The organism is Streptomyces sp. NPDC036813 (assembly GCF_055609245.1).
Window position 1 is genome coordinate 202911 of record NZ_JBVJPV010000001.1, and the last position, 18914, is coordinate 221824.

The following is an 18914-nucleotide window of genomic DNA, read 5'->3' on the forward strand; positions in this document are numbered from 1 at the left end:
GGGCGCTTGGGAGCCGGTCGCGCGATGCGCCGCGCCCCGCGGGGTCGCCACCGCGCTGTGGGCCTCGGCGCGGTGAGCGGCAGGGGAGACGGAGCGGGGGCCGGAGAGTGCCCTGGGTGAATTGAAGGGCCGATTCCGCGGACGGCCGTCTACGCTGCCCTCCATGGACGCCCTCGCATCCCTCCTGGAGGGGCCCCGCGCCCGTGGCGCGTTCATGATCCGCGCGTGTTTCGACCCGCCCTGGAGCGTGCGGGTCGAGGACCGCGCACCGCTGACGGTGATGCTGGCGGTGCACGGCGATACCTGGATCGTGCCGGACACGGGGGAGCGGGTCCGGCTGCGGGCCGGTGACCTCGCCATCGCACGCGGCCCCGACGCCTACGTCTGCGCCGACGACCCGGCGACCGAACCACAGGCCGTCATCCTGCCCGGCGGCCACTGCACCTATCCCGACGGCCGCGCCCTGAACGGCTCCATGGACCTCGGCGTACGCAGCTGGGGCACCCGGCTCGACGGCGCGACGGTGCTGCTCATCGGCACGTATCCGCTGCAGGGCGAGGTCTCCGGCCGTCTGCTGGACGCCCTGCCGCCGCTGCTGACGCTGACCGTCGACGAGTGGCCGTGCCCGCTCACGCCGATCCTGACGGACGAGATCGTGCGCGACGAACCCGGCCAGGAGGTCGTCCTCGACCGCCTCCTGGACCTGCTGGTCATCGCCGCGCTGCGGGCGTGGTTCGCCCGCCCGGCGGCCGAGGCCCCCGCCTGGTACCGGGCACTCGCCGACCCCGTCGTCGGCCGCGCGCTGCGGTTTCTCCAGGACGACCCGGCGCACCCCTGGACGGTGGCCGCGCTCGCCGCCAAGACCGGCGTCTCCCGTGCGGCCCTGGCCCGCCGCTTCACCGCACTCGTCGGCGAGTCCCCGATGGCCCACCTCACGGCCTGGCGCCTGGCCCTCGCCGCCGACCGCCTCCGCGACACGGACGACACCCTCGCCGCGATCGCCCATCACGTCGGCTACGGCAGCGCCTTCGCCCTCTCCACGGCCTTCAAACGCGGGTACGGCATGAGCCCACAGCAGTACCGCACGGGAGAGCCGTAGCGAGGCCGCGCCACCCGCCGCCCACCGAAGGCGTACGCCACCGCCTCCGCCCGCGGCCGTGTCGTCGGCCCCGCGGCGGAACGGCACCCGCAGCCCCGGCCGGCCGTGTCGCCCCCCCCCCGGCCGACCCGCGGCGCAACGGCACCGACGGCGGGGCCGCGCGTCCGCGCGCTGCGTCCGTGCAGGAGGCGCCGGTGCCACTCCCAGGCCGCCCGCCCGGCGGTGACGATCGGGCCGGGGGCCGTCCTTACCGTCTCGGCGCCCCTGCGGGGTCGGCGGCCCAGGCGCCGACCGGCACCGCCCGGGCCCGGGGCGCGCGTAGCCTGGCGGTGTGTACGCGGAGCGGGTGTCGCTGGTGCCCGGGGCCGTCGCGTGGACGAACCGTCCGTCGGCGCCGGATGGCGGGGTGCTGCCCGTGCTGCCCGACGGGTGCATGGACCTGATGTGGAGCGAAGGGCGGCTGATCGTCGCCGGGCCCGACACCCGCGCGTACGTCCCGGCGGGGCCGCCCGCCCCGTACGTCGGCGTGCGCTTCTTCCCCGGCACCGCCCCGGCCCTGCTCGGCGTCCCCGCGCACGCACTGCGCGACCGGCGCGTGGACCTGGCCGACCTGTGGCCCGCCGCCACGGTACGGCGGCTGGCCGCCCGCGTCGCCGCCGCGGCCGACCCCACGCGGGCCCTGGAGGAGACCGCGCTGCGGCGCGCGGCCGACAGCGTGCCCCCCGACCCGCTGCTGCGGCACCTGGTCGACGCGCTGGGCGCGGGCCGCCCCGTCGGCGCCACGGCCGACGAACTCGGCCTGAGTGCCCGCCAGTTGCACCGCCGCTCACTGACCGCGTTCGGCTACGGCCCGAAGACCCTCGCCCGCGTCCTGCGCCTCCAGCGCGCCCTCGCCCTGGCCCGCTCCGGCGTCCCCTACGCCGAGACCGCGACCCGCGCCGGATACGCCGACCAGGCCCACCTCGCCCGTGACGTACGGGAGCTGGCCGGTATGCCGCTCGGTGCGCTGCTGCGCGGCTCAGCCCTGGGCTAGCGGTGCGAACAGGTCGACGCCGGTGCCGTCCGGATCGTGCAGCACGGCGTACCGCTGCCCCCAGAACGCGTCCCACGGTTTCAGCTCGCCGTGGTACCCGGCGCCCACCATCTCCTCGTACACCGTGTCGACCTCCTCCGGGCCCGCGCAGCGCAGTGCGAGACCCGCTCGGTAGCCGCCCGCCGGCGGTCGCCACCCGGGGTGGAAGGAGCGCACGGTGTCCTCGGTGTCCAGCAGCAGCCGCAGCCCGCCGGGCAACTCGGCCTCGGTGTGCGGCTCGCGCTCGGCCCCCTCGGGGAACGCGAACCCGAGCCGCCGGTAGAAGGTGACGGAGGCGGCCATGTCGGAGACCACCAGGCCGATGGCATCGAATCGTGGAGTCATACGGCCACCGTAGGGACGGGGGCGGTCGCCGGTCTTGAAGGAATCGGACGCGTCTCAGCCGAAGGTCACCGGGCCGTTCGGGGTCGCCACCGTGAACGACATTCCCAGTGGGCCCCCGGTGAGATCGAGGTCGGTGTCCAGCGCGGCCAGCAGGGGCCGCAGGCGCTCCGGGGCGGGCGCCGTCGCCGACAGACGCAGCAGCGGGGTGACGGGCAGCCCCGAGTCACTCGGGTGGGCGGCCGTGCCCCAGTCGATGAGGAACGGCACCAGCCCGGAGGCATGCGTGTCGGGGCCGTCGGTCAGCCGCCAGCTCAGCACCGTGCCGTCCGGCCGGCGCCGGCTCATCGGCTGCGGCGGCCCGGGGTCGTAGCCGCGGGCCCGCGCGTTCGCCACCGCAGCGTCCAGGTCCGGCGGCGCGATCGCCCAGGTGACCGTCCGCGGTGCGGCGAGCCGGTCGACGCCGAAGGGACGCGGCCCGGTGTACCCGGCCTGCTCCGGGTCCGGCCCGATGATCTCGAGGTAACCGCGGCCGCCCAGCCCCACCAGGCAGTTCCGTGTGCCGAGCCCCACGTGCGCCCCGCCCGGCGCGGGCGCGACACCGGTACGCCGGGTGAACTCGGCCACCGTGGCGTCCAGTTCGGGCGTCGCGAGGACGAGGTGGTCCAGGAAGGCGGGAATCGCGGTCATCGCGCCCGAGCGTACGCGAGACCACCCCGGGCCGGGGCGGTTGCGCTGTTCCGCCGCCTCGCAGCCGGCCACCGCCCGAGTGGTGACGCGCCGCGAGCGCCTGGCACCCGTCGGTCCTCCCGTCGCGGGGTTGCACGGGGGGAGCCTGACACCCGTCGGCCCGTGCGGCGCGCGGGGCGAGCGCTGACACCCGTCGGCCCGTGCGGTGCGCGGGGCGAGCCCTGACGCCGTCGGTCCTCGCGTTGCGGGGTCGCCGCGCTGTTGTTCCACTGGAGAGCGGCCGGCCCCGGCCCGTGTGCGCGTGCGCCGACGGACCTCGCCCCGCCGTGGCTCCTGCCCGCCCTTTTCCCTGCCCCCTCCACGTTCCGGACGGCGATCATGACGATGTCCCCCTTCGGTGCCTCCTTCGGCGGCCAGGACCCCTTCTCGGAGATCCTCAACCGGTTCTTCGGGATGTCCCCGGGTGCCTCCCCGCCGCAGGTGCAGCGGGTGCCGATCGGGCGGCTGCTGACCGATTCCGCGCAGGACCTGATCCACCGCGCGACCCGCAAGGCCGCCGAGGACGGCAGCGCCGACCTGGACACCGAGCACCTGTTGTGGGCCTGCACCCAGGTCGAACCGGCCCGCGGCCTGCTCACCCAGGCCGGCCTCGACCCGGACGGCCTGGCCGAGAAGATCGCCGCCGTGCTGCCCGGCGAGAGCGGCACCCCCTCGGCGCAGCCCGGCCTCACCCCGGCCGCCAAACGGGTGCTGCTGCGCGCCCACGCCCGCTCCCAGGCGACCGGCGTGTCGTACATCGGTCCGGAGCACATCCTCGGCGCGCTGCTGGACTCGCCGGACTCGGCGGCGGCCAAGCTGCTCACCGGCTCCGGCATGGAACTCGACGGGCTGCGCCGGGCCGCCGAGAGCGCCGCACGCCCGGAGCGGGCCGAAGCCCGCCCGGCGAGCACGACCCCCACCCTCGACGAGTACGGCCGGGACCTCACCGAGGAGGCCAAGGCGGGCAGGCTCGACCCGGTGGTGGGCCGCGCCGAGGAGATCGAGCAGACCGTGGAGATCCTCTCCCGCCGCTCGAAGAACAACCCGGTTCTCATCGGCGAGCCCGGCGTCGGCAAGACCGCGATCGTGGAGGGCCTCGCGCAGCGCATCGTCGCCGGGGACGTGCCGCAGACGCTCAAGGACAAGCGGGTCGTCGGACTCGACCTGACCGGGCTGATCGCGGGCGCCCAGTACCGGGGGCAGTTCGAGGAGCGGCTGAAGAACGTCATCGACGAGGTCAAGGGCGCCGCCGAGTCGACGATCCTGTTCGTCGACGAGCTGCACACCGTCGTCGGCGCCGGCGCCACCGGCGAGGGCTCGATGGACGCCGGGAACATCCTCAAGCCCGCCCTCGCCCGCGGTGAGCTGCACGTGGTGGGCGCGACCACGCTGGACGAGTACCGGCGCTACGTGGAGAAGGACGCCGCGCTGGAGCGCCGCTTCCAGCCGGTGATGGTGCCCGAGCCGAGCGTCGAGGAGACCGTGCAGATCCTGGAGGGTCTGCGCGACTCCTACGAGGCCCACCACCAGGTCCGCTACACCGACGACGCGCTCGCCGCCGCGGCCGCGCTGTCCGACCGGTACGTCAGCGACCGCTTCCTGCCCGACAAGGCGATCGACCTGCTCGACCAGGCCGGTGCGCGGGTGCGGCTGCGCTCGCTGGGCAAGTCCACCGAGGTCGTCGAGCGCGAGGACCGGCTGGCCAAGCTGAACCGGGAGAAGGACCAGGCCGTCGCCGCCGAGGACTTCGAGAAGGCCGCCGAACTCAAGGACGCCATCGCCGAGGTGGAGGCCGAGATCGCCGGCGTGGTGGAACGCCGCGAGGGCGTCATGGAGGTCACCGCCGCCGACATCGCCGAGGTCCTCTCCCGGCGCACCGGCATCCCGGTGGCCCAGCTGACGGAGACGGAGAAGGAGCGCCTGCTGAAACTGGAGGACGCCCTGCACTCCCGGGTCGTCGGCCAGGACGAGGCGGTCACCGCGATCGCCCAGGCGGTACGCCGCAACCGGGCCGGCATGGGCGACCCGAACCGGCCCGTCGGCTCCTTCCTCTTCCTCGGCCCGACCGGCGTGGGCAAGACCGAACTGGCCAAGGCGCTCGCCGAGTTGCTCTTCGGCGACGAGAACCGGCTGGTGCGGTTCGACATGAGCGAGTTCCAGGAGAAGCACACCGTCTCCCGGCTGGTGGGCGCCCCGCCCGGATACGTCGGCCACGAGGAGGCCGGCCAGCTCACCGAGAAGGTGCGCCGCCAGCCGTACAGCGTGCTGCTGTTCGACGAGGTGGAGAAGGCCCACCCGGACGTGTTCAACACGCTGCTGCAGGTCCTCGACGACGGGCGGCTCACCGACGCCCAGGGCCGCACGGTCGACTTCCGCAACACCGTCGTCGTGATGACGTCCAACATCGGCGCCCAGCGCATCCTCGCCCATCACGGCGACGTCGGCGCCATCAAGGACGAGCTGATGCAGGACCTGCGCGGCCGGTTCCTGCCGGAGTTCCTCAACCGCATCGACGACATCGTCGTCTTCCACGCCCTCACCGAGGCCGACCTGGACCGGATCGTGGAACTGCTGCTGGACGCCAGCCGGCGCCGGGTGCGCGCCCAGGGCCTGGACCTGGAGGTCACCGAGGCGGCGAAGAAGCTGCTCGTCGCGCACGGCCACCAGCCGGAGTTCGGCGCCCGCCCGCTGCGCCGCACCATCCAGGCCGAACTCGACAACCGCATCGCCTCGCTGCTGCTGGCCGACGAGGCCGACCCCGGAGACAGAATCGTCGCCGACGTCGTGAACGACGCCCTGGTGTGCCGGGTCGAGCGTCCCGCGCAGGCGGCGCCGGGGGGCGGGGGCGCCGCGGTGGCCGCCCCTTGAGGGCCGGCCACCGCCGGTGCCGGTGCTCTCAGACCAGGACGTTCTTGTAGAAGAGGTTGGAGCGGCGGTCTCCCGCGACGCCCGAGGCGAAGCCGAGGAAGAGACGGACCTCGCCTGCGGCCGTCCGGTAGATCGCCAGGCCCTCCGGTTCGCGGAAGTCCAGGGTGGAGCCGGCCTTCGTCAGCACCGGGCCCTGTGCGATGGCGCCGGTGTTCATGTCGATGGCGGTGACCTCGGAGTTGACGATCCAGTCGCCGGCGGCGTCCTTGCCGGTGACGTCGTAGCTGTCGCCGGTCAGCACGTACAGGTACTGGCCGTACGCCGTGTAGCCCTGGAACGTGGGCGACAACGTGGGCAGCGAGGGCTGCTTGAAGTCGGCGAGCGGGCTGCCGAAGTCGCCGTTCGTGGCGGCGTCGAGGTCGTAGGCGGCTATGTGCTTGCCGTCGCTGAGCTGGTAACGGACGATCAGGCGGTTGTTCACCGGGTCGATGGAGCAGGTGTGCTGGGTGGCCGCCGCGACCGGGGTGTACTTGGTGATCGCGGACGACGTGTGGGACAGCGTCGTGCCGCTGGTGAACTTGAAACGGGCGAGCCGCTGTCCGTAGCCGCCCGAGGCGTCCACCTCCGTCCACAGGTAGGTGGAGCTGCCCACGCCTTGCGCGCCGAAGGCGACACCGTGCCCGAACCCGGTCAGGTGCATGTGACCGACGTAGGCGCCCGTGAAGTCGAGCTGCGTGACGCACAGGTCGCCGGCCGTGTCCGCCGATCCGTCGAGCCGCTGGGCCACGAACAGGCGCCGGTTGACGTTGTCGAACGCGAAGCCCTGCTGGACCGTCGCGTCGTGCAGCGCCTTGCCGCGGTACAGGTCGTAGGACGCCTGGGTCAGGTCGAACCGCTGCGAGGCGGGCACGGCCGCGGACGCGGGGGCGGCGGCCGCGCCGATGCCGAGAACGGCAAGGCCAAGGCCGGAACCTGCGCGCAGTACGGAGCGGCGGCTCCAGTCGGCGGTGCGGTACATGTGTCTCCTTCTGAAAGGTACAGGTCAAGGCGGTGAACCTTAGAGCACGTCACATCGGCGGTGCACCCGGCCCTTCAGTGACGTTTCTCCGGTGAACCGGTTCCGCCATTGGGGTGAGTAAAGCGCTTCCAACAAGGCGGTCGTCACTCGGTATAGAGATCCTTTTGTCTTGGTAAAGGGCGTCCGTGGTCCCCCGCGGCCGCCCTTCGGGCGCAATGTGTTCAACCCCATCCAAGGAGCTGAACGTTGACTTACGGGAACAAGCTGCGCGAGCAGATCGCCGCACCCGGGACGACCCCGCTGATCGGCGTGTACGACATGTACTCCGCCTCGATCGCCGCCCGGCACTACGACGGGATGTTCGTCTCCGGGTTCGGCTTCGCCGCGTCCTACTACGGCCTGCCCGACATCGGCTTCATCGCGTGGCCCGACATGGTGGCGTTCGTGCAGCGGCTGCGGGGCGCCTTCCCGCACCATCACCTGCTCGTCGACATCGACGACGGCTACGTCGACCCCGAGGTCGCCTGCCACGTCGTCGAGGGTCTCGAGCGCATCGGTGCCTCCGGGGTCATCCTGGAGGACCAGAAGCGGCCCCGCCGCTGCGGTCACGCCGACGGCAAGCAGGTGCTGCCGCTGGACGAGTACCTCGACAAGCTGGAACAGGTGCTCAAGACGCGCCGCGACCTGGTCGTGGTGGCCCGCACCGACGCCACCGACGAGGACGACATCCTGCACCGCGCCGAGCGGCTCGCCGCCACCGACGCCGACGTGGTCCTCGTCGACGGGGTGCGCAGCGTGGAGTGGATCCGCCGCATCCGCGAGGTGGTCGGCGGCAAGCCGCTGCTGTTCAACCAGATCGCCGGCGGCAAGTCGCCCCGGCTGTCCCTGAGCGAGCTGTCCGGCCTGGGCGTCGACGTCGCCATCTACAGCACGCCGTGTCTGTTCGCCGCGCACGAGGCGATCGACTCCGCGCTCGCCGGGCTCAGGGAGGCCGACGGCCGGCTGCCCGAGGTCGACGCCGCGAGCGGTGTCGGCGTCAAAGCCGCCACCCGGCTGCTGGAACGCAACATCGCCCGACTGCGTACGGCATCCACGGCCGAGCAGGAGGCCGTCGCCGAGGCGGAGGCCGCGGTCGCGCAGGCCGAGGCCGAGGGCGTCCCGGCGTGACCGGCGCCCGCCCGGCCGCCGGGCGGCTGCGTACGGCCGCGGCCGTCGCGGCGGCGCTGCTCGGCGCCTCGGCGGTCCCCGCAGCGGCGCACGGCAGCCTGATCACCGTGATCGACAACTCCCAGGCGGACTCCGTCCTGGAAGTGGACCGCACCGCGAACCTCCAGACCGGCAGCGGCACCGCGGGCAGCGATCACGACGGCAGCGCCGTGGATCTGATGCAGGCCCTCGTCGCCGCGACCGGCAGGCACTGAAATCCGGGAACACGGGCCGGCGCCGGAACCCACCGGCGCCGGCCCGCCCGCGATCCGGCCGCACGCACGGAACACCCGGCGTGCCGCGCAACGCCGCGTGCTACGCGGCCCGTCGGCGGTCACACACGCAACGCCGCGCGTTCCGCGGTCTGCCGACGCTCACGCGACGTTGAGCCGTGCCCCGGCCACGGACCCACGACCCGCACCCCACCCGCGCATCAGTGACCCGCGCTCCCGTCACGTCCGCTGCCCCCGGCACCGGCGCCGGGCCGTTCACATGTCCTTCGGGGGCGCCGTGCTCGCGCGCCGTATGAGCCGCGTCGACAGTTCCGTGCGGGTGCTGTCCGGGTGGTCGCCGTCCATCATCCGTACCAGCAGTCCGAGCGCCGTCGCCGCCATCTCCGCCAGCGGCTGCCGCACCGTCGTCAGTGCCGGAGCGCTCCAGCGGGCCTCGGGGGCGTCGTCGAAGCCGATGACGCTGACGTCGTCCGGCACGCTCAACCCCCGCTCGGCGAGGGCCTCGCAGACTCCGAGCGCCATCCGGTCGGAGCACACGAAGACGGCCGTGGGCGGCTCGGGCAACGCCAGCAGTTCCCGCACCCGGCGCCGAGCCGCCGCCCCGTCGGCACCGGCGTGGCGCACGTACTCGGGGCGGTGCCGCACCCCCGCCGCCGACAGCGCCGAGCGGTAACCGGCCACCCGCGCGCCGCTCGCCGTCGTCTGCCGCTGCCCGGCGATCACGGCGATCCGCTCATGGCCGAGCCCCAGCAGATGCTCGGTCGCCGTCACGCCGCCCTGCCAGTTGGCCGCGCCCACCGACACCACGCCCGGCCGTGGCTCCATCGCCGGGTCGATCATCACGAACGGGACACGGCGCCGCTCCAGCCACGCCTGCTGCGGTTCCGTCAGCTCCGCCAGGTGGAACAGCACTCCGGCCGTACCGCGCGCACCGAGCCTGTCGAGCCAGCCGCGCCGCGGCCGGCCGCCGTCCGCGCCGGCCGGTTCAGCGGAGACGACGACGTCCAGGCCGGCGCCGTGGGCCGCGCGCTCCACGCCGTGCAGGACGGCACCGGACCCGGATGCGTCCAGCGAGTGCACCACCAGATCGACCAGCCGCGGCGGCCGTACGGCGTCGAACCGGGGTCTGCGGACGTAGCCGAGCCGGTCCAGCGCCTCGGTGACCCGGCGCCGGGTCTCCGGTGCCACGTCCTGCCGGCCGTTGACCACCTTGGACACCGTCGGCACCGACACGCCGGCCTCCCGGGCGACGACGGCCAGGGTCGGCCCGGCCGCCACGCTCGTACTCCCCGTACGGACCATCGGGAACCACCTCTCCGGCCCGCCCGAGGGCCATGGAAGTCCGGCCTGCCTGTCCCGGTGCCGTACCGAAAACCTTCGACACGGCACCGACCCGCAGAAAGCGCTTGCTATCCTAGGGTGGCGGCCGCGCGACGTGAAGATGCCGTGAGCCGCCGACCCGCGCGGGCCGCCTCTTTCGAAAGGCCGCGTACGCCGAACAGCCCAATGCCGCCCTCCAGCACCGGAATACCGGGCGCGGCTGTGGTGCTCTGGTGAGACCGGAGCACGAACGCGGCGAAGGGCTGGTGGGCGTATGACGGCGGACCGGACGGACCCGGTGGTCGCGACCCCCCACGGGCGGATACGCGGCCGGTACGAGCACGGCATCGCCGTCTTCCGCGGCATCCCGTACGCGGCGCCCCCGTTCGGGCCCCGCCGCTTCCGGCCGCCCGCGCCGCCCGAGCGGTGGGACGGCGTGCGGGACGCAGGCGCCTTCGGGCCGACCCCTCCTAAACCGCCGTACTCGGAGGCCTTCGAAAAGTACCTGTCCGACCCCGTCGTGCCGGGTGAGGACTGCCTCAACCTCAACGTCTGGACCCCCGACCCGGACCCCGCGGCCCGGCTGCCGGTGCTCGTGTGGTTCCACGGCGGCGCCCTGACCCGCGGCTCCTCGGGCGTGCCCGTCTACGACGGACGCCCCTTCGCCCGCGACGGCGTGGTGCTCGTGTCGGTGAACTACCGGCTGGGTGTGGAGGGCTACGGCCTGTTCCCGGACACCCCCGCCAACCCGGGCCTGCGCGACCAGCTCGCCGCCCTGAACTGGGTGCACGAGGCGATCGCGGCGTTCGGCGGCGACCCCGCACACGTCACCCTGGCCGGCCAGTCCGCCGGGGCCATCAGCATGGGCGCGCTGATCGCCGCCCCGCAGGCCCAGGGCCTGTTCCGGCGGGCGGTGCTGCAGAGCGGACCACCCGAGTCCGCCGACCGGGACAAGGTGCGGCGCATGGTGCGCCGGATGGCGGCCCGGCTGAAGGTGCCCGCCACCGCCGAGGCGTTCGCCGCAGTCGATCCCGAACTGCTGCTGCGCACACAGGCCGAGGTCGGGCGGCTGAGCAGCCCGGTGCTGGGCGGCCCGTCGTTCGGGATAGTCGTCGACGGTGAGCTGGTGCCCCGCGACCCGCTGCAGGCCCTGATCGACGGTGACGCCGCCTCCGGCGCCGAGCTGCTCATGGGCTGGACCCGTGACGAGTACCGGCTGTGGCTGGTCCCCGGCGGTCTCGTCGAACGCGTCGACCGGCTCGGCCCGGTCGCCCTCGCCGGGGCCATGGCCCGCTGTGACTGCGGTCACGAGGTCGTCCGCGGCTACCGTGCCCTGCACCCCGAGGCCGGTCCCGCGGAGATCGTCGGCCAGCTCGTCACCGACCACCTGCTGCGCATCCCGCTGCACCGCCTGGCCGACGCCCGCCCCGGCTCGTCGTACGTCTACGAGTTCGCCTGGCCGTCGCTGCTGCCCGGCCTCGGTGCCTGCCACGCCCTGGAACTGGGCTTCGTCTTCGACACCGGCGACGTCCCCGAGTCGGCGAAACTGGCCGGTGAGGGCGGGCCGCAGGAGCTGGCCGACCAGATGCACCGCGCCTGGGTGCGCTTCGTCACCGACGGCGACCCCGGCTGGGAGCCGTGGGACCTCTCGCATCCGGTGCGGATCTTCGGCGACCTGGCGCAAGCGCGCGAGGAGGGCCGCCCGGACGCCCTGCGCGACCCGTACACCGCCCACGGTCCGCGCGACCGGGAACTCGCCCTGTGGCGCCTGGACGCCGCCGCCCAGGCGGCCGCGGCCGTCGCCGGGACACCCCCGCCGGCCGGCCCGGCCACCCGGACCGTGGAACTGCGCTCCGCCGTCCGCCGTCTGCGCCGCTCGTCGGCCCTGCGGCGCCGCTGAAGCAGCCCCGGCCCGGGCGGGCGACGCTCCGGACCGGGGCCCGTCACCGCGCGAGCGTGCGGGCGATCGCCCCGATCGCCTCCGGACCGACCCGGCAGCAGCCGCCGATCAGGCGGGCGCCCGACTCCCGCCAGCCTCGCACCAGTTCGGGCGCGAAGGTGGAGCGGCCGTCCCAGGCGCGCGCCTCGGCGTCCCACCGCTCCCCACTGTTGGGGTAGACCACGACCGGCTTGCCGGTGACCCGCGCCGCGGTGGCGACGGCGGCGGCCACGTCCTGCGGGGCGCAGCAGTTGACGCCGACCGCGATCACCTCCTCCACACCGGCGGCGAGCGCGAAGGCGTCCTCGAGCGGTTGCCCGGCCCGGGTGCGGTCCCCGTCGACCGTGTACGACAGCCAGGCCGGCACCCCGAGTCCCCGCACCGCCCGCAGCAGCGCCGCGGCCTCGTCGGTGTCGGGGACCGTCTCCAGCGCGAACACGTCCGGCCCGGCCGCCGCCAACGCCTCCAGCCGGGGCCGGTGGAACCGCTCCAGCTCCGCCACCGTGAGCCCGTAGCGCCCCCGGTACTCGGAACCGTCGGCGAGCATCGCCCCGTACGGGCCGACGGACGCGGCCACCCACAGCGGCCGGGTCACCCCCTTGCCGCGGGCCCGCGCCCGCGCCCGGCGGGCCAGTTCCACGCTCAGTCCGATCAGTCGGGCGGCCTCCGCCCGGCCGATCCCGCGCCCCGCGAAGCCCTCGAACGTGGCCTGGTAGCTCGCGGTGATCGACACGTCGGCACCCGCCTCGAAGTAGGCGAGGTGCGCCTCGGTGATCGCCTCCGGCAGCTCGGCGAGCAGCCGCGCCGACCACAGCTCGTCGCTCAGGTCGTGCCCGGCTGCCTCCAGCTGGTTGGACATCCCGCCGTCGAGGACGACCGTCCCGGTGGCGAGGGCGTCGGCGAGAGGGGGAGGGGTGTCGCTCGTCATGACCCGACGCTAACCCGCCGGCCTCCTCGCGGGACACCGCGCGGCCCTCAGGCCAGCAGGTCGATCGCGTCGACCGCCGTGCCCGCGCTGAGGAAACCCGTCGTCCCCGAGCCGCTGACGACGTCGATCCGCAGCACGTTGTACTGGGCGGGGTCCGTGCGCCAGGCGCTCGCCGGGACGCTGTAGGCGAAGGTGTGGTTGTTGCCCCGGTAGGAACCCACGGTCAGCGACCGGGTGCCCGGCTGGGCGGGCGGCGAGGGGACGGCCGAGGTCCACAGGTCGTTGACCGTGACCTGGGGGCGGCCGCCCGCGTAGGCCGTCGTCACGCCGATGCGCAGGGTGTGCGCGGAGGCGGCCTGTGCGGCGGTCAGCCTGAAGTACACCAGCAGACCGCTGTTGACGTCCTTCCACAGGTAGCAGGGGAAGGCCGCGGCCTCCCCGCCGCCGCCGACCACCACGTTGCCGGTCCAGGGAGCGGCCCGCACGTCCGACGGATGCGTGTACGTCATCAGGTCGGCGTTCTTGAAACCGCTCGGCGTGCCGGTCCACTCGCCGATCCGCCAGATCGCGCTCGCGGCGGCCGGGTCGTTGCCGGCCGGGATCGTGAGCGTGTTCAGCGTGGTCGTGGCCCCGGCGCTCACCGTCACCCGCGTACTGAGCACGGCCAGTTCGCTCTTGTACACGGTCAGCGTGTACGTCCCCGGCAGCACCCCGCCGAGGGAGAACCAGCCGTCCGAGGCGCGCGCCGGACCCCAGTACTGCGCCTCGGCGTTGGCCAGCCCCACCGTGTACGGGTACGCCGGGTCCCGGCCGGCGATGCCCACGCCCGCCACCCGGCCCCGGCCGCTCGCCGGGACGTGTCCGGCGATGCCGAGCGCGTCGGCCCAGGGGGTGGTGAGCGTGCCCGGGAAGAGGGACGGGGAGGGAGTGCCGCCGTCGGTGAAGGTGATGAGGTAGGGCCCTTGCAGGCCGAAGCGCTGGGCCTCCGTCTGGTTCTCGCCGTAGTACAGGATCTCGTACAGGCCGCCGCCGTCCGCGCTCTGGTGGCGCAGCAACGAGCGGTAGAAGGGGCCGCCGGACGCCTTCTCGTGGTTGCTGCGCACGATCCACAGGCCGACGTTCCCGCTCGTCCAGCCGACGCAGGCGTAGTCCATGACGCGCAGCCCGGAGTAGTGCTTGGAGCGGGTCTGGCCGTCGGCCTTGCGGAACACGTCCTGGGCCTCGGCGGTGGCCGGCGCGTACGTGTAGGAGTCGGGCTCGTCGTTGAGGAACAGCCCCGCCTTGACGCGCAGGATGTACCGGGTCGCGGTGACCGAGTCGTCGGCCTTGTTCGTCCACAGGTACACGGTGTTCTCGCCGCTGCGCGCCGCGTAGTAGTGCCTGAGCGTGCCGTACGCGACGCAGATCAGGATCGTCGCGCCGGACTGCCGGACGGTCACCGTCGAGCTGCCGAGGCCGGACTCCACATGGGAGTTCTTGCCGCCGTAGCCCTGGTACTCGATGCCCCGGTGGACCAGCGAGGTGAGATCGCCGTTGGTCTTGCCGACCTTGAAGACGAGCTGCGCGCCGGTGTCGACCACGTAGTGCGTGCCGTCGTCGCTCCAGCCGAAACCGGCGGCCGACGCGGAGCCGGCCAGCGGGCCGGTGAGCGCGGCCGCGCCGGCGGCGGCCGCCGAGCCGAGGACGAGGGCACGGCGTCCGACCGCTCTGTTCCCGGATCCGGGCATGGGGATGCCTCCTTGGCATGGGGGGTGGGACGCGGGCGAGAGGCAGCGTGACAGTTGAATCGATTTCACGAAAGGGCTTGTGTTCGTATGGAGTCGAGAAAGTCGAAAACTGCGGTGGCAGGGCTAGAAAGCGCTTGTTCGAAGCGGTACGTTCTGCGGTCGGTCGAGGCCGAACCGATGAACGGAGTCGCGCATGAGACGTTTCAACGCCGCCGCGCTGGTGGCGGCCGCCCTGGGGGCCGCGCTGACCGGGACCCCCGCCCACGCGGCGCCGGACCGGACGCCCGCTCCCGCCCACGAGACGCCGCGAGAGGCACACTGCACGGCCACCGCCTGCCACTTCGACGTCCCGCCCGGCACCTACGACGTCCAGGTGCTCCTCGGCGGGGACACCGCCTCCCGCACCGCCCTGACCGGCGAGACACGCCGCGCCCTGCTCCCGGAGACCGCCGTCCCGGCCGGTGAGCGCGTCGCCCGCAGCTTCACGGTGAACGTGCGCACCCCGGAGGGCGAGCCCACCGGGCCCGACGGCAGCCCCGGCCTGGACCTGGCCGTCGGCGGCGCCGCCCCCGCCCTCGCCGGCGTCCGGGTCACCCCGGCCCGGCACACCCGACAGCTCCTCCTCATCGGCGACTCGACGGTCTGCGACCAGCCCGGCGCTCCCTACTCCGGCTGGGGCCAGCAACTGCCGCAGTACCTGCGCAGGGGACTGTCGGTCGCCAACCATGCCGACTCCGGCGAAAGCACGGTGACGTATCTGCAGAACCCGCGGTTGTGGGCCACCGTCCGCCCGTTGATCCGCCCCGGCGACCTGGTCCTGATCCAGCTCGCCCACAACGACAAGACGACCGACGAGGGCACCTACCGCGCCAACCTCGAGACGCTGGTGGCGGGCGTGCGCGAGCAGGGCGGCGAGCCGGTGCTCGTGACCCCGATCGTGCGCCGCTGGTTCAACCCCGACGGCACTTTGGACAACAACACCGCGCTGCTCGTCAACGGCCTCGGCGTCGACCACCCGGCGGTCGTCCACTCCGTCGCCGCCGCGCAAGGCGTGCCGCTCGTCGACCTCACCGCCAGGACCAAGGCGCTGGTGGAGTCGCTGGGCGTGGAGGGCTCCAAGGAGCTGTACCTGTACAACGAGAAGCGGGACAACACTCATACCTCCGTGCACGGCGCCACCGTGTACGCGGGTCTGGTCAGGGACGAGCTGGTCGCCCGGCACCTGATCCCGGCGGGGCTGGTGCGGACGGACCCGGAGGGCGCGAGCGGCTCAGGGGCATGACCCTCTCCCGCCCCGCGGCCGCGTCCTGCGCACCCGGGGCAGGGGTTATCGCGTTGTCCGTGCGCTCGCCCTCCCCGACAATCGCGCTGTGACCTCCGCCATCCACCACACCACGATCGACTCCACCGACGCCTACCGGCTCGCCCTCTTCTGGTCCGAGGTGCTGGGTCTGCCCGTGCACGAGGACGACAAGCCGGGGGACCCCGAGGTGCTCATCGAGGGCGCCGGCCTGCTGTTCGTCACCGTGCCGGAAGCGAAGACGCTCAAGAACCGGCTGCACTTCGACCTCCAGCCGCAGGACCGCACCCGCGAGGAGGAGGTCGAGCGGCTGCTCGCCCTCGGCGCCACCCTCGTCGCCGACCGCCGCAACCCGGACGGCACCGGGTGGGCCGTCCTCGCCGACCTCGAGGGCAACGAATTCTGCGTGGAGCGCAGTGCCGCGGAGCGCGCCGCGAGCGGCTGAGCGGCCGGCTCGCGTGGAAGCCCGGGACACTTCGGCCGGCGCCGAAGCGTCCCGCGCCTAGCGTGCCGGTATGAACCGACGCACCGACCGCACCGACCGCACCCCCGCCCAGGCCGTCACCGGCATGGTCGACCACGTGCTCGCTCTCGCCGCCGGCTGGACCGCCTGGGACGGTACGCCCGCGCATGCCGACGGCCGGGTGTACACCCCGCACAAGGCGATCCGCCGGGTCGCCGACCATCTCATCGACCACCTCGCCGAGTTGGAGGCCAGATCGGCCGGTGAGCGGCCGCTGCCCGACCACTGGCACGCCTCCGCCGTCACCACACCGGCCGACCTCGCCCCCTTCACCCACGAGGACCTGGACGAGGCCCGCAGCCGGCTCACCCGGCTCGCCCGCGTCTGGGCCGTGCGGCTGGACGCGCTCACCGGCGACCGGCTCGACCACTCGCCCGGCGACGGCTGGAGCTTCCGCGAACTCGCCCTGCACGTGGCCGAGTCGGCGTACTACGCGGACGCGGTGGGTGATCTGACGTGACCGCGTTCGCCGCGCTGCACCGCACGGGCGAGCCGTTGCTGCTGCCCTGCGCCTGGGACCACGCCAGTGCCCACGCCCTCGCCGGAGAGGGGTTCGGGGCGATCGGCACGACCAGTCTGGGTGTCGCCGCGGCCGCGGGCAGGCCCGACGCGGCGGCCGCGACCCGCGAGGAGACCCTGCGACTGGCGCTCGTCCTCGGCTCGGGCCCCTTCCTGCTGACCGTGGACGCCGAGGGAGGTTTCAGCGACGACCCCGGTGAAGTCGCCGAACTGGCCCGCCGGTTGCGGGCGGTGGGAGCCGTCGGCATCAATCTGGAGGACGGGCAGGGGCCCGCCGCCCTGCACGCCGAGAAGATCGCCGCGGTCAAGGCCGCGGCGCCCGGCCTCTTCGTCAACGCCCGCACCGACACGTACTGGCTCGGCGACGGCGACCTCACCGAGACCCGGCGCCGCCTCGATCTCTACCGGCAGGCGGGCGCCGACGGGGTCTTCGTGCCCGGGCTGAGCGAACCCCGGGCGATCTCCGCCCTGGTACGGCAGCTGCCGGTGCCGCTGAACATCTTGTACACGCCGGGCGGCCCCGGCGTCGCCCACCTGGCCGACCTGGGCGTACGCCGCATCAGCCTCGGCTCGCTGCTGTACCGGCAGGCGCTGGGCGCGGCCGTGCAGGCGGCGCTCCGGGTACGGTCCGGGCGGCCGCCCGAGGGCACGGCGCCGTCGTACGACACCGTCCGCGCCCTGGCGACGCCTCAGTGAGCGGTGCCGAGTGCTTCCACGACGCCGTCCGCGAACGCCTCCGGGTACTCGGCCGCCCCCAGGTGGCCGCCCGGCAGTTCCAGGAGGCGGATGCCGTGGCGCTCAGCGAGGAAGGCGGCTGTCCGGTGCGGCAGTTGCCCTACGGACGCGGTGCCGGCCGCGAGGGTGAGGCGCCCCGCGGCGAGGTGCGCCGCAGGCACGTACCCGGAGAAGGGGACGAGGACGCGGGTGAGGAAGACACCCATCGGACTCTCCCACTCCGCGCCCGGAGCGGGCGGCCGGCCCGGTGCCCGCTCCGGCGCCGGGCGTCCGTCCAGCTCCGCGGCCAGCCGGGCGCCGGCGGCGGTGAGCCCCGCGTGGCGGTAGGTGTCGTACACCGCCCGGAAGCCTTCGTGCCGCAGGCGTCCGTCGGGCAGCGCGGCCACGCACGGCGGCTCGTGGGCGACGACGTGCCGGAGCCGCCGCGGATGCCGGGCGAGCAGGTCGAGGGCGGCGACGGCGCCGGAGCTGAACCCCAGCACGGACGCCGACCCGTCCGCCGGCAGCACGGAGTCGAGGACGCGGTACGCCGCCTCGCTCCAGTCCGCCACCCGCTGCTCGGCGACGGGGTGCCCGAGGCGGCCATGGGCGAGGCCCAGCGGGTCGAGGACGACGACGGTGAAGCGCTCGGCCAGCCGCCCGATCAGCGCGTCCAGCCCCATGGGATGCCCGGCGCCGCCCGGCATGACCAGCAGCACCGGCCCGCTGCCGTGGACGTCGTGGAACGGCTCAGTCATGCGTGCCCTCCTCGCGGGGCCAGTTCTCCAGGGCCACGTGCAGCGCCTCGATCGCCCGCTCCCAGGACCGCTGTACGTCCCGGGGGGCGCCGAAGCCGCCGCCGGCCTCCAGAGCGCAGTAACCGTGGAAGGTGCTGCGCAGCAGGCGCACGGCGTCCGTGAGGTCGGGCTCCTTGAGGCCGTAGGCGCGCAGCATGCCGTAGGTGATCTCCGCGGTGCGGCGCAGGGCGGGGGAGTCGGTGACCAGGGCCTGGTCGAGGCGGATCTGGGTGGCGGCGTAGCGTCCCGGGTGGGCCAGGGCGTACGCGCGGTAGGCGCCGGCGAAGGCGGCCAGCGCGTCCTTGCCGGCGCGGCCCGCCACCGCGGCGGCGATCTCGTCGATCATCTCGCCGCCGGCCAGCAGGGCGAGGCGGGTGCGCAGGTCCTGCAGGTTGCGGATGTGCGAGTACAGACTCGCGTCCTTCACCCCGAAGCGCCGCGCCAGTGCGGACAGCGTGACGTTCTCGAACCCGGCCTCGTCGGCGAGTTCCGCCGCCGCCGTGACGAGACGGTCGGCGGTGAGACCGGCACGCACCATGGTGCACCTTCCGTTTCCTAGGGGCTCTAGGTAAAAGCCTAG

At 74.0% G+C, this 18914-nt stretch carries 18 protein-coding genes; 10 read left to right on the forward strand and 8 right to left on the reverse strand.

The window, feature by feature from the left end; genetic code table 11:
- The first annotated feature begins 163 nt into the window (after nucleotides 1–163).
- Complete coding sequence (locus ACZ67Q_RS00810; protein ID WP_471174775.1) at nucleotides 164–1099, forward strand: AraC family transcriptional regulator; 936 nt, start codon at nucleotides 164–166, stop codon at nucleotides 1097–1099.
- Between the two features lie 331 nt (nucleotides 1100–1430).
- Entirely contained in the window at nucleotides 1431–2132 is a 702-nt protein-coding gene (locus ACZ67Q_RS00815) for a helix-turn-helix domain-containing protein (protein ID WP_471174777.1), read from the forward strand.
- Here ACZ67Q_RS00815 and ACZ67Q_RS00820 read toward each other — a convergent pair.
- Entirely contained in the window at nucleotides 2118–2516 is a 399-nt protein-coding gene (locus tag ACZ67Q_RS00820; protein ID WP_471174779.1) for a VOC family protein, read from the reverse strand. The two genes, ACZ67Q_RS00815 and ACZ67Q_RS00820, sit on opposite strands and share 15 nt — an antisense overlap.
- A 54-nt stretch (nucleotides 2517–2570) precedes the next feature.
- On the reverse strand, nucleotides 2571–3203 hold the full coding sequence (locus ACZ67Q_RS00825) for a VOC family protein (RefSeq protein ID WP_471174781.1): 633 nt from the start codon (nucleotides 3201–3203) through the stop codon (nucleotides 2571–2573).
- 378 nt (nucleotides 3204–3581) lie between these two features.
- Between ACZ67Q_RS00825 and ACZ67Q_RS00830 the strand changes: the two genes are divergently transcribed.
- A complete protein-coding gene (locus tag ACZ67Q_RS00830; protein ID WP_471174783.1) occupies nucleotides 3582–6110 on the forward strand; it encodes an ATP-dependent Clp protease ATP-binding subunit in 2529 nt (842 codons plus the stop codon).
- Between the two features lie 28 nt (nucleotides 6111–6138).
- On the opposite strand, the gene ACZ67Q_RS00835 is transcribed toward ACZ67Q_RS00830, so the two are convergent.
- Nucleotides 6139–7128 carry a phage baseplate protein gene (locus tag ACZ67Q_RS00835; protein WP_471174785.1) on the reverse strand — a complete coding sequence of 330 codons (990 nt, stop codon included), beginning with the start codon at nucleotides 7126–7128 and terminating at the stop codon, nucleotides 6139–6141.
- Between the two features lie 246 nt (nucleotides 7129–7374).
- Here ACZ67Q_RS00835 and ACZ67Q_RS00840 point away from each other — a divergent pair, with 246 nt between their 5' ends.
- Together ACZ67Q_RS00840 and ACZ67Q_RS00845 are read left to right on the forward strand one after the other, a co-directional pair.
- Entirely contained in the window at nucleotides 7375–8295 is a 921-nt protein-coding gene (locus ACZ67Q_RS00840) for an isocitrate lyase/PEP mutase family protein (protein ID WP_471174787.1), read from the forward strand.
- A complete protein-coding gene (locus ACZ67Q_RS00845; protein ID WP_471174789.1) occupies nucleotides 8292–8549 on the forward strand; it encodes a hypothetical protein in 258 nt (85 codons plus the stop codon). The genes ACZ67Q_RS00840 and ACZ67Q_RS00845 overlap by 4 nt, the downstream gene beginning before the upstream one ends.
- A gap of 273 nt (nucleotides 8550–8822) precedes the next feature.
- Here ACZ67Q_RS00845 and ACZ67Q_RS00850 read toward each other — a convergent pair whose 3' ends face one another.
- On the reverse strand, nucleotides 8823–9869 hold the full coding sequence (locus ACZ67Q_RS00850) for a LacI family DNA-binding transcriptional regulator (protein WP_471174791.1): 1047 nt from the start codon (nucleotides 9867–9869) through the stop codon (nucleotides 8823–8825).
- 292 nt (nucleotides 9870–10161) lie between these two features.
- Between ACZ67Q_RS00850 and ACZ67Q_RS00855 the strand changes: the two genes are divergently transcribed.
- The gene (locus ACZ67Q_RS00855) at nucleotides 10162–11787 is read left to right on the forward strand and encodes a carboxylesterase/lipase family protein (protein ID WP_471174793.1); all 1626 of its coding nucleotides are present in this window, start codon (nucleotides 10162–10164) and stop codon (nucleotides 11785–11787) included.
- 43 nt (nucleotides 11788–11830) lie between these two features.
- On the opposite strand, the gene mmuM is transcribed toward ACZ67Q_RS00855, so the two are convergent.
- Both mmuM and ACZ67Q_RS00865 read right to left on the reverse strand, forming a co-directional pair.
- Entirely contained in the window at nucleotides 11831–12754 is a 924-nt protein-coding gene (gene mmuM, locus ACZ67Q_RS00860; RefSeq protein ID WP_471174795.1) for a homocysteine S-methyltransferase, read from the reverse strand.
- A 47-nt stretch (nucleotides 12755–12801) separates the two neighbouring features.
- Nucleotides 12802–14481 (reverse strand): rhamnogalacturonan lyase B N-terminal domain-containing protein, encoded by a 1680-nt coding sequence (locus tag ACZ67Q_RS00865; RefSeq protein ID WP_471174797.1) that lies wholly within the window; start codon nucleotides 14479–14481, stop codon nucleotides 12802–12804.
- Between the two features lie 193 nt (nucleotides 14482–14674).
- On the opposite strand from ACZ67Q_RS00865, the gene ACZ67Q_RS00870 reads away from it, so the two are divergent.
- The 4 genes from ACZ67Q_RS00870 to ACZ67Q_RS00885 all read left to right on the forward strand — a co-directional run bounded on the left by ACZ67Q_RS00870 (nucleotide 14675) and on the right by ACZ67Q_RS00885 (nucleotide 17519).
- On the forward strand, nucleotides 14675–15763 hold the full coding sequence (locus ACZ67Q_RS00870; protein WP_471174798.1) for a rhamnogalacturonan acetylesterase: 1089 nt from the start codon (nucleotides 14675–14677) through the stop codon (nucleotides 15761–15763).
- A gap of 88 nt (nucleotides 15764–15851) precedes the next feature.
- Nucleotides 15852–16226 (forward strand): VOC family protein, encoded by a 375-nt coding sequence (locus ACZ67Q_RS00875; protein ID WP_471174800.1) that lies wholly within the window; start codon nucleotides 15852–15854, stop codon nucleotides 16224–16226.
- 70 nt (nucleotides 16227–16296) lie between these two features.
- Nucleotides 16297–16764 carry a hypothetical protein gene (locus ACZ67Q_RS00880; RefSeq protein ID WP_471174802.1) on the forward strand — a complete coding sequence of 156 codons (468 nt, stop codon included), beginning with the start codon at nucleotides 16297–16299 and terminating at the stop codon, nucleotides 16762–16764.
- Nucleotides 16761–17519 (forward strand): isocitrate lyase/PEP mutase family protein, encoded by a 759-nt coding sequence (locus tag ACZ67Q_RS00885; protein ID WP_471174804.1) that lies wholly within the window; start codon nucleotides 16761–16763, stop codon nucleotides 17517–17519. The genes ACZ67Q_RS00880 and ACZ67Q_RS00885 overlap by 4 nt, the downstream gene beginning before the upstream one ends.
- Here the strand turns inward: ACZ67Q_RS00885 and ACZ67Q_RS00890 are convergent.
- Both ACZ67Q_RS00890 and ACZ67Q_RS00895 read right to left on the reverse strand, forming a co-directional pair.
- Nucleotides 17513–18295, reverse strand: coding sequence for an alpha/beta fold hydrolase (locus tag ACZ67Q_RS00890; protein WP_471174806.1), 783 nt, complete (start codon nucleotides 18293–18295; stop codon nucleotides 17513–17515). The genes ACZ67Q_RS00885 and ACZ67Q_RS00890 overlap by 7 nt on opposite strands.
- The gene (locus ACZ67Q_RS00895; protein ID WP_471174808.1) at nucleotides 18288–18872 is read right to left on the reverse strand and encodes a TetR/AcrR family transcriptional regulator; all 585 of its coding nucleotides are present in this window, start codon (nucleotides 18870–18872) and stop codon (nucleotides 18288–18290) included. Before ACZ67Q_RS00895 ends, ACZ67Q_RS00890 begins: the two co-directional genes overlap by 8 nt.
- Nucleotides 18873–18914 lie beyond the last annotated feature (42 nt).

Excerpts from the sequence above, each read along its gene's own strand:
- ACZ67Q_RS00890 (WP_471174806.1), bottom strand. The coding sequence starts at position 18,295 with ATGACTGAGCCGTTCCACGACGTCCACGGCAGCGGGCCGGTGCTGCTG.
- ACZ67Q_RS00835 (WP_471174785.1), bottom strand. The coding sequence starts at position 7,128 with ATGTACCGCACCGCCGACTGGAGCCGCCGCTCCGTACTGCGCGCAGGT.
- ACZ67Q_RS00850 (WP_471174791.1), bottom strand. The coding sequence starts at position 9,869 with ATGGTCCGTACGGGGAGTACGAGCGTGGCGGCCGGGCCGACCCTGGCC.
- mmuM (WP_471174795.1), bottom strand. The coding sequence starts at position 12,754 with ATGACGAGCGACACCCCTCCCCCTCTCGCCGACGCCCTCGCCACCGGG.
- ACZ67Q_RS00880 (WP_471174802.1), top strand. The coding sequence starts at position 16,297 with ATGAACCGACGCACCGACCGCACCGACCGCACCCCCGCCCAGGCCGTC.
- ACZ67Q_RS00855 (WP_471174793.1), top strand. The coding sequence starts at position 10,162 with ATGACGGCGGACCGGACGGACCCGGTGGTCGCGACCCCCCACGGGCGG.
- ACZ67Q_RS00870 (WP_471174798.1), top strand. The coding sequence starts at position 14,675 with ATGAGACGTTTCAACGCCGCCGCGCTGGTGGCGGCCGCCCTGGGGGCC.
- ACZ67Q_RS00895 (WP_471174808.1), bottom strand. The coding sequence starts at position 18,872 with ATGGTGCGTGCCGGTCTCACCGCCGACCGTCTCGTCACGGCGGCGGCG.
- ACZ67Q_RS00820 (WP_471174779.1), bottom strand. The coding sequence starts at position 2,516 with ATGACTCCACGATTCGATGCCATCGGCCTGGTGGTCTCCGACATGGCC.
- ACZ67Q_RS00810 (WP_471174775.1), top strand. The coding sequence starts at position 164 with ATGGACGCCCTCGCATCCCTCCTGGAGGGGCCCCGCGCCCGTGGCGCG.
- ACZ67Q_RS00830 (WP_471174783.1), top strand. The coding sequence starts at position 3,582 with ATGACGATGTCCCCCTTCGGTGCCTCCTTCGGCGGCCAGGACCCCTTC.
- ACZ67Q_RS00865 (WP_471174797.1), bottom strand. The coding sequence starts at position 14,481 with ATGCCCGGATCCGGGAACAGAGCGGTCGGACGCCGTGCCCTCGTCCTC.
- ACZ67Q_RS00825 (WP_471174781.1), bottom strand. The coding sequence starts at position 3,203 with ATGACCGCGATTCCCGCCTTCCTGGACCACCTCGTCCTCGCGACGCCC.